13 protein-coding genes are annotated in these 12,925 nt (G+C 70.3%); 5 read left to right on the top strand and 8 right to left on the bottom strand.

The genetic code is table 11. The features are described 5' to 3' along the window. Nucleotides 1-114 precede the first annotated feature (114 nt). From H4F98_RS02840 to H4F98_RS02850, 3 genes are all read left to right on the top strand, one after another. Nucleotides 115-792, top strand: coding sequence for a methyltransferase domain-containing protein (locus tag H4F98_RS02840; RefSeq protein ID WP_182685141.1), 678 nt, complete (start codon nt 115-117; stop codon nt 790-792). Then, nucleotides 789-1,103 carry a YkgJ family cysteine cluster protein gene (locus H4F98_RS02845; RefSeq protein WP_182685142.1) on the top strand — a complete coding sequence of 105 codons (315 nt, stop codon included), beginning with the start codon at nt 789-791 and terminating at the stop codon, nt 1,101-1,103. The genes H4F98_RS02840 and H4F98_RS02845 overlap by 4 nt, the downstream gene beginning before the upstream one ends. Before the next feature lie 161 nt (nt 1,104-1,264). Beyond that, nucleotides 1,265-1,750 (top strand): pyridoxamine 5'-phosphate oxidase family protein, encoded by a 486-nt coding sequence (locus H4F98_RS02850; protein WP_182685143.1) that lies wholly within the window; start codon nt 1,265-1,267, stop codon nt 1,748-1,750. Between the two features lie 34 nt (nt 1,751-1,784). Here H4F98_RS02850 and H4F98_RS02855 read toward each other — a convergent pair whose 3' ends face one another. From H4F98_RS02855 to H4F98_RS02880, 6 genes are all read right to left on the bottom strand, one after another. After that, on the bottom strand, nt 1,785-4,043 hold the full coding sequence (locus H4F98_RS02855; RefSeq protein ID WP_182685144.1) for a translocation/assembly module TamB domain-containing protein: 2,259 nt from the start codon (nt 4,041-4,043) through the stop codon (nt 1,785-1,787). 64 nt (nt 4,044-4,107) lie between these two features. After that, nucleotides 4,108-5,061, bottom strand: coding sequence for a glutaminase (locus H4F98_RS02860; RefSeq protein ID WP_182685145.1), 954 nt, complete (start codon nt 5,059-5,061; stop codon nt 4,108-4,110). 105 nt (nt 5,062-5,166) lie between these two features. Then, nucleotides 5,167-6,090, bottom strand: coding sequence for a M14 family metallopeptidase (locus tag H4F98_RS02865; protein WP_182685146.1), 924 nt, complete (start codon nt 6,088-6,090; stop codon nt 5,167-5,169). Between the two features lie 121 nt (nt 6,091-6,211). Then, on the bottom strand, nt 6,212-6,943 hold the full coding sequence (locus H4F98_RS02870; RefSeq protein WP_182685147.1) for a hypothetical protein: 732 nt from the start codon (nt 6,941-6,943) through the stop codon (nt 6,212-6,214). 88 nt (nt 6,944-7,031) lie between these two features. Further along, entirely contained in the window at nt 7,032-7,889 is an 858-nt protein-coding gene (locus H4F98_RS02875) for a PA4780 family RIO1-like protein kinase (protein WP_182685148.1), read from the bottom strand. A gap of 82 nt (nt 7,890-7,971) precedes the next feature. After that, complete coding sequence (locus tag H4F98_RS02880; protein WP_182685149.1) at nt 7,972-10,461, bottom strand: response regulator; 2,490 nt, start codon at nt 10,459-10,461, stop codon at nt 7,972-7,974. A 141-nt stretch (nt 10,462-10,602) separates the two neighbouring features. Here H4F98_RS02880 and H4F98_RS02885 point away from each other — a divergent pair, with 141 nt between their 5' ends. Then, nucleotides 10,603-11,340, top strand: a complete 738-nt coding sequence (locus tag H4F98_RS02885; protein ID WP_182685150.1) for an rRNA pseudouridine synthase — start codon at nt 10,603-10,605, stop codon at nt 11,338-11,340. On the opposite strand, the gene H4F98_RS02890 is transcribed toward H4F98_RS02885, so the two are convergent. Continuing rightward, entirely contained in the window at nt 11,313-11,960 is a 648-nt protein-coding gene (locus tag H4F98_RS02890) for a DUF998 domain-containing protein (protein ID WP_182685151.1), read from the bottom strand. The genes H4F98_RS02885 and H4F98_RS02890 overlap by 28 nt on opposite strands. 107 nt (nt 11,961-12,067) lie before the next feature. On the opposite strand from H4F98_RS02890, the gene H4F98_RS02895 reads away from it, so the two are divergent. Then, entirely contained in the window at nt 12,068-12,433 is a 366-nt protein-coding gene (locus H4F98_RS02895; RefSeq protein ID WP_182685152.1) for a DUF1428 domain-containing protein, read from the top strand. A gap of 12 nt (nt 12,434-12,445) precedes the next feature. On the opposite strand, the gene H4F98_RS02900 is transcribed toward H4F98_RS02895, so the two are convergent. After that, a complete protein-coding gene (locus H4F98_RS02900; RefSeq protein WP_182685153.1) occupies nt 12,446-12,925 on the bottom strand; it encodes a DUF4126 family protein in 480 nt (159 codons plus the stop codon).

Raw genomic sequence — 12,925 nt, forward strand, 5'->3', positions numbered from 1 at the left:
CATCCGAAGCACGCTACAGGCTTTATTCGCAAGCCCCCCGCGACGCGCCTGCGTCGCCGGCCGCTTCCCTTCACGTGTCATCGCCCCCTCGGGCGACACTTCCCAGGAAGCGCCGTGCCCGGCTACTCCACCCGTACCCTGCTCGTCCACGTGGGCGGCCATGCATTCCACCTTCGCGTACTGAGCGACCTGCAGCAGTTCTCCGACCCCGACGGTCATGGCGAACGGCTGGGCATTTCGCCGGCGCAGTGGAGCCTCTTCGGACAGCTCTGGCCCGCTGGCCGCCTGCTCGCGCAGGCGATGGCCACCGCCGACGTGGCGGGCAAGCGCATCCTCGAAGTCGGCTGCGGGATCGGGCTTGCGAGCCTGGTCCTGCAACAGCGCGGCGCGGAGATCGTCGCTTCCGACATCCATCCGCTTGCCGAACCCTTCCTGGCCTACAACTCGGCGCTCAATGCGCTCGACTCGGTGCACTACCGGCAGATGGACTGGGACCTGCCGCTGGAGACGCTCGGCCGCTTCGACATGATCATCGCCAGCGATGTTCTTTACGAGCGGGGGCATGCCGCCCTGCTCGCCGAGGTGGTGGGCCGCCACGCGCATTCAGTCGCCGAGGTGGTGGTGAGCGACCCGGGCCGCGGCAACAGCGCGCCGTTCTCCAGGCACCTGGCAGCCCAGGGCTTCTCGGTCACCGAACGCCGCCAGGCCCTCGACGGTGAGCCCGACGTACCGCGCGGGCGGCTGCTGCACTACCGCCGCGACGACCATGCCGTGGGAGCGCCGACGCCATGACTGCCGCGCGCGCCCATGCCGACTGCAGCCGCTGCGACGCGGTGTGCTGTCGCCTGACCGTCGTCCTCGACGCGGACGACCGCATTCCCGAGCACCTCACCGCACGCACGGCGGCGGGCCTGCATGTCATGGCGCGCGACGCCGAAGGCTGGTGCGTCGCCGTCGACGCGGCCAGCGGGGGCTGTTCGATCTACGGCAGCCGGCCGGACGTCTGCCGCCGCTTCCGGATGGATGGGCCGTACTGTCGCGACATCCGCGCCGACTACAGCGATCGCCGCGCGCGTGGCATTCCGCTGGCGGTCTATACCTGAGGCGAGGCGCGCACCTGCCCGTCACCAAGATGTACCGCCCGACAACCGATGTCGTGGCGATGCGTGCCGGATGCGGGAAACGTACGCGTGCTTAACGGCCAGTGCCCTACCAATGGGACGCGGGCCATCGTGGCCCCGACCGCTCCCCCAACGAGGCTCCCATGACGACACCCCAAGAACTCGAAAAGCGCTTCTGGAAGGCCCTTAAATCCGATCGCACCCTCATGCTGGGGGTGGACGGCGTCGAGGACGGCCACTCGCGCCCGATGACCGCCATGACCGAACACGACGAAGGCGGTCCCATCTGGTTCTTCACCGGACGCCCCAACGCCGTCGTGCAGCACCTGGCCGAGAGCCGTCGTGCCATCGCCGCCTTCTCCGCCAAGGACCACGACCTGTTCGCCAGCATCCAGGGCAGCCTGGTCATCGACAACGACAGGGCCGTGATCGACCGTCTCTGGAATCCCTTCATCGCGGCATGGTTCGAAGGCAAGGACGACCCCAAGCTCACCCTCCTGCGCTTCGATGCCGAGCACGCCGAGATCTGGCTCAATGAGTCCAATTTCCTGGCGGGCGTGAAGCTGCTGCTGGGCGTCGACCCGAAGAAGGACTACCAGGACAAGGTCGCCGACGTCCGCCTGGACTGATGCGTCGCGTACCGCCGCGGGGCGGTGCGTCGACTCAGGGCAGCAACGCCGGCTGCGCGTCGTACCACCGGCGCGATCGCACCAGGTGGAACTTGCGCGTGCCGTTGCGCAGTTCCACCGCGCAATCCAGCACGCCCCACTTGGCGTACAGGCTGCCGGTGCGCTGCTTGCCCTGCAGCTTGAGCCTGGCCCGAAGTTCGTAGCGTCCGTTGTCGGCATGCAGCTGGTCGAACACCAGCGTGTCGCCCTTCCAGGCCAGGCGACCGGTCACCTGCGCCTGGCCCGAACCGACCACCCGCGTGATCCACCTGGGGTAGTCGCGTTGCCGCGAGTACAACGACAACAGCAGGCTGACGTCGCGCATGGCGATGCGGGCCCGGCCCGACACGTCCATCGGGCGCTTCCAGTCGATCCGGGCATCGTCGAAGGCGACCTTCGCCCACCAGCCCCGGATACTGTCGCCGGAGGGCTCGGTGTAGCTCACGTTCGCCAGGTCCAGGGTCGAGCCGTCGAGCTTGAACTCGTGCGCCACGGCGTCGTTGCGCGCCAGACGGGCGCGCAGGTCGACGTCGGCACCCATCGCCAGTTCGGCCATGTGCAAGCGCGCGCGGGTCGCGCGGATGCGCAGCCAACCCGAATCGATGACGCCCTCGGTATCCAGCCGCAGGTCGCCGCCCAGGGTGCCCGAGCCGCCGTCGAAGCGCAGTTGGGTACCGGGCAGGAAGCCGTTGTAGGCACGCAGGTCGGGCACTCTCGCCCCCTCGAAGCGCAGGCGCGCCTTCACGTCCTGCCGGGCCTGCTGCAGGGCCGCCGCCGCGCCGGCCTGGCGGACGCTGCCGATCGGGATGCCCGAATCGACCTCCAGCTCAAGCGCGTTGCCCTCGACATAGGGTCGGTCGGGCGCGGCGGCATCGGCCACCCGGAAGGCATCCATGTGCAGCGCCAGCCGGGGCACCAGCGCCCCGTCGGCGTCCTCCGCGAGGCGGGCCTCCAGGCGCGCCTGGCCATCGATCCGGTTGCCCATCACGGTTGCGCTTGCCTTGACCCGGGGCACGTCGACGCGACTGTCGGCGGCCACGCGGCCCTCCACGACACGGATGTCCGCATCGACCAGGCCCTCGCCTTCGATGCCGAGCCAAGCAGCCTGCGGCAGGAAGGCCTCGAGCCAGGCCAGCGAAGGGAATGCCCAGCGACCCTGCACATATCCCGAGGTCCGCGCCAGCAACGCATCGATGCCTTCGAGCGGCAAGGCCCGGCCGTCGATGTCGAGCCGGGCGTCCACGGACAGGTCGGGCGCATCCGCGCCATCGATTGGGACCCGCGTCGCCGCCGCCAGCCGGATTCCCTCGTCGACGTCGAGGTGGAGCTGCAGGCGATTCTCGTGGCGGACGCCATCGAAACCGGTGCTGTGCACCGGCACGTCGATCCGGGCCTGGCCACCGGGCAGCAGGGCCCCGTCCGCCCACGCCAGGTCGGCGGACGCCCGCCCCTCTTCGGCCACCAGGCGCGTGTCGACGCCCGACTGGCCTTCCTGCAGTCGCAGGGAAAGTCCGGGCGTCCTGCCCTCCACCTGCAATACCCCCTGGGTCAGGCGCAGGGCGTCGGCGCCGGCCGCGTCGGCGCGGCGATGGCGCGCCATCGCGAAGCGTGCGTCCAGCGTGGCGCTGGCGAGCAGGCCGACCTCGCCCCTGTCCAGGCGGGCATCGCTGAAGTGCGCGTGCGACGGCATCACTTCCAGCGCACCGCCCCGCAGTTGTTTCTCGAAGCCCGTTTCCACCGTGCCCTGCCCGGAGAGCACCAGCCCACCCAGTCGCGCGCTCCGCACTTCAGTGGCCGCGACCCGCTCGAAGCGCAGCGTCCAGGCGCCGGGCCGTGGCGCGGCGCGTGCCAGGGCCCCGGGCAGGCGCTCAACGCGCGCATCGACGCCGCCTGCTTCGACCCAGGGCACTTCCAGCCGCCGTCGCAGCAGCGGCAGCAGGCGCACGCGGCCGGCCGCGGCGTCCACTTCGAGCGTCCACGCGTTACGCGCGACGCGACCGCCCAGTTCGATGTCCCACAGCTGCGCGCGGCCCGGCCACAGCGTGTAGCCGTGACCCCAGTCGACGTGGAATTTTTCCGGCTGCCGGTTCGCCAGCGCGGGCCCCAGGGGGGTGTTGAGCAGGAGGTTGCCGATCAGCAGGTAGCCAGCGTAGGCCAGGCCCAGCACCAGTGCGAGCTTGCGCAGCCACCTGCGCGCACGCCGTCGGCGGGCGGATTCCCCCGGGCCTCGACCGCCGGTGCCATGCGGGCTCATGGCGCGAGCATAGCCAAGACCGCTGGGCTTGGGTATCCGTCAACGGGCCGCGCCCGTCGAGGCCTCAGAACACCGACAGGCCGGTCATGCGGCTGAAGCGATGAAGGGCATACCGGCCGAGCAGCGAGTTGCCCTTGTCGTCGAGGCCCGGATACCAGACGCACAGGCTGAGCACGTGCGGGACCACGGCGACGATGCCGCCGCCGACGCCGCTCTTGGCCGGCAGCCCGACGTAGAACGCGAAGTCGCCTGCGGCATCGTAGGTCCCCGCGGTCATCATCAGGGCATTGATGCGGGTCGCCAGTTCGCCGCTGACGACCTGCTCGCCGGAAACGCTGCAGTGGCCGTTGCCGGCCAGGTACTGCATGCTCCGGGCCAGGTCGACGCAATCCATGCTGAGCGCGCACTGGTGGTAGTAGAAGTCGAGCACGTCCTCCACCGGGTTGTGCAGGTTGCCGTAGCTCTTGATGAAATGCGCCAACGCCAGGTTGCGATGCCCGGTGTCGGCCTCCGAGCGCGCCACGCCCTCGTCGCAGGCCACCGCCGTGTTGCCCGAACGCGCGCGCATGAAGGCCAGCAGGCGCGAACGCGCGTCGCTGCAGCTGGACAGGACCACGTCGGCGACGACCAGCGCGCCGGCATTCATGAACGGATTGCGCGGGATGCCCTTCTCGTACTCGAGCTGGATGAGCGAATTGAAGGCATCGCCCGAGGGCTCGCGATCCACCCGCTCCCACAGCGCGTCGCCCACCGCGTCCAGCGCCAGGGTCAGCGTGTGGACCTTGGAGATGCTCTGGATGGTGAAGCGATGACGGGCACGACCGACCTCGAATACGCGGCCGTCGCGAAGCACCAGGGCCATGCCGAAGCCATCGAGCGGCACTTTCGCCAGGGCCTGGATGTAATCGGCCTGGCGACCTTCGCCCAGGCGCCGGCGAACCTCGTCGTGGATGGTGTCGAGGATGCCGGCGAAGTCGTGCTGGCCGATGTCGCAGGCGCTGGGGAACCGCAGGTGCATGCAGGGGCGTCTTCGATGGGAACGGCGCACAGCATGACCGGAATGGGCGCGCTCCGGAACCCGTCCCGGCCGCGCGACCAGCGGCCGGTGCTGTGCCGGTGGCGCTCAGCCGTGCGCGAGTGCGTGGTCGATCGCCGCGCGCACCGCGGTGGCCTGGGCCTCGTTGCACTGTTCGGGGGTCGCCCTCGGGCTGTCGGGGTATACCTCGGTGGTGGTGGTGTAGCGCGCACCTGTGATGCTCGCGCACAGGCCCAGCGGCTTGAGCGGGTAGTTGATCACGCCCGGCGCGACGACCGGCGACCCGATGATCTCGCCGCGCGCATCGGCGGGGGCGATGTGGGTGACCTTCGCCACGGCGTCGATGATCGCCCGCTGGAAATCCGATTGCGGGTTCGCCGTATCGCCCACCAGGTAGAAGCCATCTGGGATCTCGCCCGGCTCGAAGGGCTTGCCATCGCGCGCCGCCAGCGCGGGCCGGAATTCGCTCTCGTCGCTGTCGGTGGTCTCGTGCAGGTCCACGTGCAACAGCACCCGTCCCTGCAGCGGGGCCACCAGGCGCATCAGCGCGGCCGACTCGCCGGCGGGGCTGTCTTCGACGAAAGAGCGGTTGGGGTCGATCGCATCCGGGTTCCAGCGGTGGATGCGCTCGTAGGCCCAGGGGCTCACGCAGGGCACCACCAGCAGGTTGACCCGGTCGGCGTAGTCGGCGGCATCGAGGTCGAGGAAACGCAGCGCGCCATGGACTCCGCTGGTCTCGTAGCCGTGGACACCCCCCGTCACCAACACGACCGGGAGGTCGTCGCGCCAACCGCGGCTGCGCACGGCATACAACGGATAGGCTTCCTCGCCATAGACCAGGCGCCCATAGTCCTCCACGTCGAAGCGCGCGCGCAGGCGATCGATCGCGTCGACGACGTCTTCCCGATAGCTGCGGTGTCTGGACTGCCGCGCCAGCCATTGCCCGCGCTCGGCCGGGCCCCACGCGACGCCGGGGGTACCGATGGAATGGAAGGCGGGGGTGCTGGACATGGACACAGGCTCCGGTGCGGGCGATGGAGCGGCCCACTCTACCATCGCCCCGCCGGGCGCCGGATGCCCTCGCCGCCCGCCCCCGGTCCGCTCGCGCATCCGGCGCCCGGCCCGCGCCCGCCTAGAGGTCGAAGGGGAAGAAGCCCCAGCAGTCGGCCGTATCGCGCGCCGTGGGCGCCCCGTGCGCGGCGCAGATCAGCCGCGCCTGCGCGAGGGTGTCGGCGTAGGCCGCGTCGTTGGTGTCGGCCAGCGCATGCGACATCTCGTGGATGATCGTTTCCTGCTTGAGCATGTCGTCGGCATTGCGGAAGCGCGTATTCAACTGGATATTGAACGCGAGGTCGCGCGCGGGCGACACCGTGACCGGCAGGCCGTTGTGCATGAACACGTAGCTCTGGGTGCCGCGGTTCATGTTGTTGCGCACGTCGGCCCAGGTCGCCTGGAAGCTGTTGGGATTGCCCGCGTCCACGTTGCCTTCGGCATCGGGGAACACCACCGGCGGGCGCGCCGATGCGTATTCGTCCGGATCGTGGTCCTGCCAGTCGGCGTACTCGATGTACACCGTCCAGGTATTGAGCGCGGTGGCGATGGCGGCGTAGACGGTCTGTGCGGTATCGACGAAGACGGTGTCGCCCGGCCCCAGCGCCGGCATCGGCCCGGCGCCGAACTGGACGCCGAAGTAGGTCGTCAGTGCGCCGCGAACGGTCCCGGCGTCCGCGTCGTTGGGGTCGAGCAGCACGTTGCGGTTGCGCGGCTGCAACCAGCCGGCCGCGGCCCGGCACAGGCCAAGCGCGTCGATGAAATAGGGGTCCAGGCTCTCGATCTGGGCCTGGCCGCGGTAGATGCGGGTCATGGGGAGTCCTCCGGCAGGGGCGTCATTGCCCATGCCGTGGAAAACGTCAGCCGGGGGCCCGGCGTGAACCGCAAATCGCGAACCGGGTTCAGTCTTCCAGTTCGGCGGCTTCCCGGCCCTGCTGGCGGATGAGCGCCTCGTCGCGGGCCTCGTTGATCGCATCGCGCACGCCCTCGACATCGGCTTCGTGCGCGTCGTGCTCGAAGTGGCCACTCAGGTCGGTATCGGATGCGAGGGCGCCGGCTTCATAGAGCGCCCACATCTCCTCTCCGTACCAGGTGTCCAGCAGTTCCGGTGCCGATCGACCGAGCCACGCGGTGAGGTTGTTGACGTCGCGCAGCAGCATCCTCCGCGCCGCATTGTTGCCCGCGGCGCTGACCACCTGCGGGAAGTCGATCACCACCGGGCCGTCCGCGCCGACCAGGACGTTGTAGGGCGACAGGTCGCCGTGGACCAGGCCGCAGCACAGCATCCGAACGACCTGCCGGACGAGCACGCCATGGAATGCCCGCGCTACTTCCGGACCCAGCTCGACCTCGCCCAGGCGCGGCGCCGGCGAGCCGTCGGCATCGACGACCAGCTCCATCACCAGCACGCCGTGGAAGAAGCCATGCGGTTCGGGCACGCGCACGCCAGCGTCGCGAAGCTGGTAGAGCGCGTCGACCTCGGTGTTCTTCCACTCGGCTTCCTGTTGCCGCCTGCCGTATCGGGTCGCCTTGCCGATGGCACGGGCCTCCCGGCTGCCGCGGACCTTGCGCCCCTCCTGGTACTGCACCCGCTGCTGGAAACTGCGTTGCGCCATGTCCTTGTAGACCTTGGCGCAGCGGACATGGTCGCCGCTGCGGACCAGGTACACCGCTGCTTCTTTGCCGCTCTTGAGCGGGCGCAGCACGGCGTCGATGACGCCGTCCTCGATCAGCGCCATCAGCGCGGTGGGGGTCTTCATGGACTGGGGGCGGCTCGGGCGCTCGGGGGCGGGCATTCTCGCACGGGCCCGCGACGGCGATCGCACCGCCGTCGCGAAGCGTTCAGCCAGCCGGCGACGACGAGGCGTCCAGGGCCTGGGTGGCCAGGGCGATGGCCGAGGTCAGCTGCGCGCGCGAGAAGGGCTTGGACAGGATCGCCCCGACGCCGCCGCGCTCGCGCACCGCGTCCTCGTCGTGCCCCGTGACGAACACCACGCGAAGGCCCGGCTGGCGCACGCGCGCCTCGCGCGCGAGCTCGATGCCGTCGCAGCCGGGCAGCTCGACATCCGTCAGGAGGACGTCGCGCGGCGATTCGGCCAGGCGCCGCAGCGCCTCTTCGGCATTGCCCGCGTGCGCCACGTCCATCCCGCAGGCCTCCAGCAGCTCGCCCGTGAGCAGCCTGTCGTCCTCGTTGTCCTCCACCAGCAGCACGCGCAGCGATGGCGGCAGCCGGTGGCCATCGATGGCGGCGCGCACGTGGCGGCCCAGGTCCGCGCGCGTGTAGGGCTTGGCGAGCATCGGGACATCGGGCCGCGCCGCGCCGGAGCGTGAGAGGGTTGCCTCTGCATAACCCGAGGTCATCAGGACGGCGGTCCCGGGCAACCGAGCCTGCACGTGCGCGACCAAGTCGAAGCTGTGCATCGGCCCAGGCATCACCACGTCGCTGAACAGCAACGCCGGCCGCAGGCCCTCATCGAGCAGGGCGCGCCCCATCGCGGCATGCGAGGCCTGCACGACGTCGTAACCCAGGTCGAACAGCATGTCCACGCCGGTGCGTCGCACGCCTTCGTCGTCCTCCACCAGGAGCACCACCTCATTGCGTCCGCGTGGCGTGCTGTCCGCGGGATCGACCACCGGCTCGCCGGGCGCGTCGGTGGTCGGCAGGTAGAGCGTGAAACGGCTGCCCTCGCCGGGAACGCTGTCGACGCGGATCTCGCCGCCGCTTTGCTGTATGAATCCGTACACCGCGGCCAGGCCCAGACCGGTGCCCTCGCCCTGCGGCTTGGTGGTGAAGAAGGGCTCGAAGATGTGCTCCACGACCTCCGGGGCCATGCCCGTGCCGGTGTCGGCGATGGTGATGCGGACGTGCTCGCCGCCCCGTCCCGCTTCGGCGCCGTCCACGCAGCGGCACTCGATGCGGACCTTGCCGCCATGGGGCATGGCGTGGCGGGCATTGATCACGATGTTCAGGATCGCGGTCTCGAACTGTTGCGGGTTGGTCCGGATCCGCGTCTCGCAGTCGAGGTCGAGCTCGAGCGCAATCTCGCGTCCCTCGCCCAGGGTGCGTTCGAGCATGTCGGCCAGGGTCGACAGGGTGAGCGCCGGATCGAACACGGCCACGTTGAGCGGGTCGCGGCGAGCGAAGGCCATCAACTGCGACACCAGCTGGGCGCCGCGCTGGACCGCGTTCCGGGCCGAGGCCAGGCGCTGGCTCGCGACGCTGTCCTGGACCTGCCCTTCGAGCAGTTCGAGGTTGGCGCCGATGACCTGCAGCAGGTTGTTGAAGTCGTGGGCCACGCCCCCGGTGAGCTGGCCGATCGCCTCGAGCTTCTGCGACTGGTGCAGCGCGGCCTGCGCGGCGAGCCGTTCCTCCTCGCTGACCTTCAACGCCTGCGTGCGCTGCTCGACCAGTTCGGCGAGGTTGTTGTGGAAAAGCTCGACTTCCGCCTGCGCGGCGACCTGGGCGGTCATGTCGTTGCCCTGGACGAAGATGCCGACGACCTGTCCACCGGCATCCTTCACCGGCTGGTAGACGAAGTCGACCACGAGCTCCTCGGGCTCCGCGTCGGGCTCGCGCTGGAGCAGCAGCGGGACCGCCTGGCCCACGTAGGGCCGGCCGCTCCGGTATACCTCGTCGAGCAGCGCCAGGAAGCCCTGCTCGGCGGTCTCGGGCAAGGCCTCTTCCAGGACCCGCCCGATCAGGTCGCGGTCACGGCCGACCAGGGTCTCGTACGCCCGGTTGGCCAGGGTGAAGCGGTGCTCGGGCCCGGACAGGTAGGCCATGAAGCCGGGCGCCTGCGCGAACAGGGTCTCCAAGTCGCTGATGCGGTGTTCGAGCGCGCGATTGTGCTCCTGGACCTTGCGCGCACGCTCGAACATGCCGAACTCGATCTGTTCCTGCGATGCCCCGGTGGCCCGCGCGAGCGCCTGGTTGAGGCGCTGCAGGTGGGTGACGTCGGTGGTGTGCTGCAGGACGTGCGCGACCCGGCCGGCGCTGTCGAACAGCGGCGTGTGCGTGGCCGACCAGTAGCGGTCCTCCATGACCGGCCCCGCCTCGTCCGGTCGCTCGATTGCGTAGCGGATCAGGCTCAGCACGTCGCGCTCGCCGGTGGCGAAGACCCGCTCGATGGATTGTCGCAGCAGGGCGACATTGGTCTCGCCCAGGCGCGTGCCGTCCCCGGGGAAGGCCTCGAACAGGCCCACCCCGAGCAGCACGTCGCGCGTGCGCCCGACCACCGACTCATAGGCGCGGTTGACCGCCACGTAGCGCAATCCGCGGTCCACGACCATGTACGGATTGGGCGAACGTTCGAACAGGTCCAGGTAATCCAACGGCGCCCCCCTGCAAGCAGCCGTGACTGCAATCGCACGATGGTTGCAGAACGCCGCGCAGCCGGCAAACGCTTCGTTCAGGCAGCACGCCCCGGGCGGGGTCGTTACACTGCCACCCCCCTGCCCCTGCATGCCGCACCCATGTCCGAACCCGTCCGCCTGGCCCACCGCGTCGCCGAAGTGTTCAGGTGTTCGCGCGCGGATGCCGAGCAATACATCCGCAACGGCTGGGTGTCGGTGGATGGCCGCGTGGTCGAATCGCCGCAGCACCCGGTCGCGGACGCCACGGTCGAGCTGCATCCGGACGCGCGCCTGGAGGACGTCGAGCCGGCCACGGTGCTGCTGCACAAGCCGGCGGGCTACGACGCGATCGAAGGCAGGCGCATGGCCGCGGGCCTGGTCCAGCCCGGGTCGCACTGGGCCGACGACCCATCGGGCATCCGGCCGCTCGAGCGCCACTTCCATCGACTCACGCCCCTGGTCCACCTGGACACCGACGCCAGCGGCCTGATGATCCTCACCCAGGACGGCCGCGTCTGGCGACGGCTGACCGAGGATGCGGACGTGATCGAGCACGAATACCTCGTCGAGGTCGAGGGCGAGCTGGCGCCGTGGGGCTTGCGCCGGCTCAACCACGGGCTGTCCTTCCAGGGCCGCGCCCTGCCCCCGTGCAAGGTCAGCTGGCAGAACGAGACGCGCCTGCGCTTCGCCCTCAAGGGCGTGCGCGAGGGCCAGTTGCAGGACATGTGCGCGCAGGTCGGGCTGTCGGTGCGGTCGATCCGACGCCTGCGCATCGGCAGTATCCCGATCGGCAAGGGCCCCGAGGGCGCGATGCCGCCGGGACAGTGGCGCTACCTGCCGGTCGGCACCAGGATCTGACCGCGCGGGCCGTTGCGCAGGGCCGCGGCCGAGAGGGCCAGCCAGGACAGGATCAACAGGATCTCCACCTTCTGGGTCAGGCCGCGCGGGGCTTCGCGCCATAGGGCATGCACCCACAGGCCGATGAAGGCGAGCAGGGCCAGCGCGAAGGCCGCTGCGAAGCGGTGGCGCCAGACGGGGTCGCCGCGCAGGCGCCAGGCTTGCAGCAGCATGGCGACGGTGACGCACAGGAAAGCGGTCTGTGCGGCGACTCCGTGCACCAGGGCCTCCAGGCTGGGCGACGAACCGGCACGCCCGGTCCCGGCCAGTGCGGTCACGGCCAGAGACACGGCGGCCGCGACGAACAGGAGCAGCGGCGCCGCGCTGCGGGCCGCGGGTCGCAACGTGCGATACCAGCCCACCCCCAGCAGGACCAGGGCCAGCGCCAGCGCGAAATACGCACCCTGCACCCAGGTGCCGTACGGTCCCACCAGGTAGAAGCTCAGCGGTGCGTGTTGCCAGTCCAGGTCGGCGCGCAGCCATTGCGCGGCGGTCGCGGCCGCCGCGAACGCACAGATGCCCGCAAGCGCGATCTCACCCATGCGTGCGGGCAGGTCGAGGGCATCGCGTGTCCTGTTCATGCGGGCATTATCGGCAGGCGACCGACGGTGTGTCGATCCGTGTCCCCGCCGGACGTCGTCCAGGTGAAGGCGCGCCTGTCGCGCGCCACGCCAGCACGGAGCCCACCATGAAGTATGTCGACGGATTCATCATCGCCGTCCCCACCGCCAACAAGGACGCCTTCGTCGCGCATGCCCGCGCGATGGACGAGGTGATCATGGAGTACGGGGCGCTGCGGATCGTGGAATGCTGGGGCGACGACGTGCCGCGCGGCAAGCACACCGACTTCTTCGGCGCGGTCCGGGCGACCGACGCGGAGACCGTGGCGTTCTCGTGGATCGAGTGGCCGGACAAGGCCACGCGCGACGCCTTCATGAAAAAGATGATGGACGGCGACGACCCCCGCTTCGATCCCAAGGCGCATCCGATGCCGTTCGATGGCAAGCGCATGGTGTTCGGGGGCTTCGTCCCGGTCCTGGACCTGCCCGACTGACGCCAGCGGCCGTCAGTCCTGGCCGCCCGCCAGCAGTGCGACGGTCCCCAGCGCCAGCCCGATCGCCGCCGCGTCCTCGAGCAGCGCTGCGGGCCAGTCCTTTCCCAAGCGCGTGGCCAGGCCCATGCGCAGCCGATAGCCGCCGCGCGTGCCCAGCGCCGCGGCGATCGCACCGGCCAGGGCCGGCAGCAGCCAGGCGACTTCCATCGCCAGCGCGACCGCGCCGCCGCAGAACGCGCCCGACAGCACGCGCGCGCCGGCGGCCGGCAGCGTCTTGCGGCTGGGCGCGCGCGGCGACTTGTCGCCGGCGAGTTCGGCCAGCGCCAGCAGGGTGAGCACCCAAGGCGCCCAGGCGCCCCCAAGCCATTCCAGCGCCGTGCCCTGCAGATCCAGGGCACCGCTCCGTGTCGCCCAGGCCAGCACCGCCGGGGCGGTGAAGGTCCGGGCACCCGCGACCAGGCCGAGCAGGCAGGCGGCGACCGTCGCGATCAT

This window comes from Marilutibacter spongiae (assembly GCF_014145325.1).
Classification (GTDB): Bacteria; Pseudomonadota; Gammaproteobacteria; order Xanthomonadales; family Xanthomonadaceae; genus Marilutibacter; species Marilutibacter spongiae.

Bases quoted from the DNA above. Each gene is read 5' to 3' on its own strand.
- H4F98_RS02845 (WP_182685142.1), top strand. From the start codon at position 789: ATGACTGCCGCGCGCGCCCATGCCGACTGCAGCCGCTGCGACGCGGTG.
- H4F98_RS02850 (WP_182685143.1), top strand. From the start codon at position 1,265: ATGACGACACCCCAAGAACTCGAAAAGCGCTTCTGGAAGGCCCTTAAA.
- H4F98_RS02855 (WP_182685144.1), bottom strand. From the start codon at position 4,043: ATGAGCCCGCATGGCACCGGCGGTCGAGGCCCGGGGGAATCCGCCCGC.
- H4F98_RS02860 (WP_182685145.1), bottom strand. From the start codon at position 5,061: ATGCACCTGCGGTTCCCCAGCGCCTGCGACATCGGCCAGCACGACTTC.
- H4F98_RS02865 (WP_182685146.1), bottom strand. From the start codon at position 6,090: ATGTCCAGCACCCCCGCCTTCCATTCCATCGGTACCCCCGGCGTCGCG.
- H4F98_RS02870 (WP_182685147.1), bottom strand. From the start codon at position 6,943: ATGACCCGCATCTACCGCGGCCAGGCCCAGATCGAGAGCCTGGACCCC.
- H4F98_RS02875 (WP_182685148.1), bottom strand. From the start codon at position 7,889: ATGAAGACCCCCACCGCGCTGATGGCGCTGATCGAGGACGGCGTCATC.
- H4F98_RS02885 (WP_182685150.1), top strand. From the start codon at position 10,603: ATGTCCGAACCCGTCCGCCTGGCCCACCGCGTCGCCGAAGTGTTCAGG.
- H4F98_RS02890 (WP_182685151.1), bottom strand. From the start codon at position 11,960: ATGAACAGGACACGCGATGCCCTCGACCTGCCCGCACGCATGGGTGAG.
- H4F98_RS02895 (WP_182685152.1), top strand. From the start codon at position 12,068: ATGAAGTATGTCGACGGATTCATCATCGCCGTCCCCACCGCCAACAAG.
- H4F98_RS02900 (WP_182685153.1), bottom strand. From the start codon at position 12,925: ATGATCGCGACGGTCGCCGCCTGCCTGCTCGGCCTGGTCGCGGGTGCC.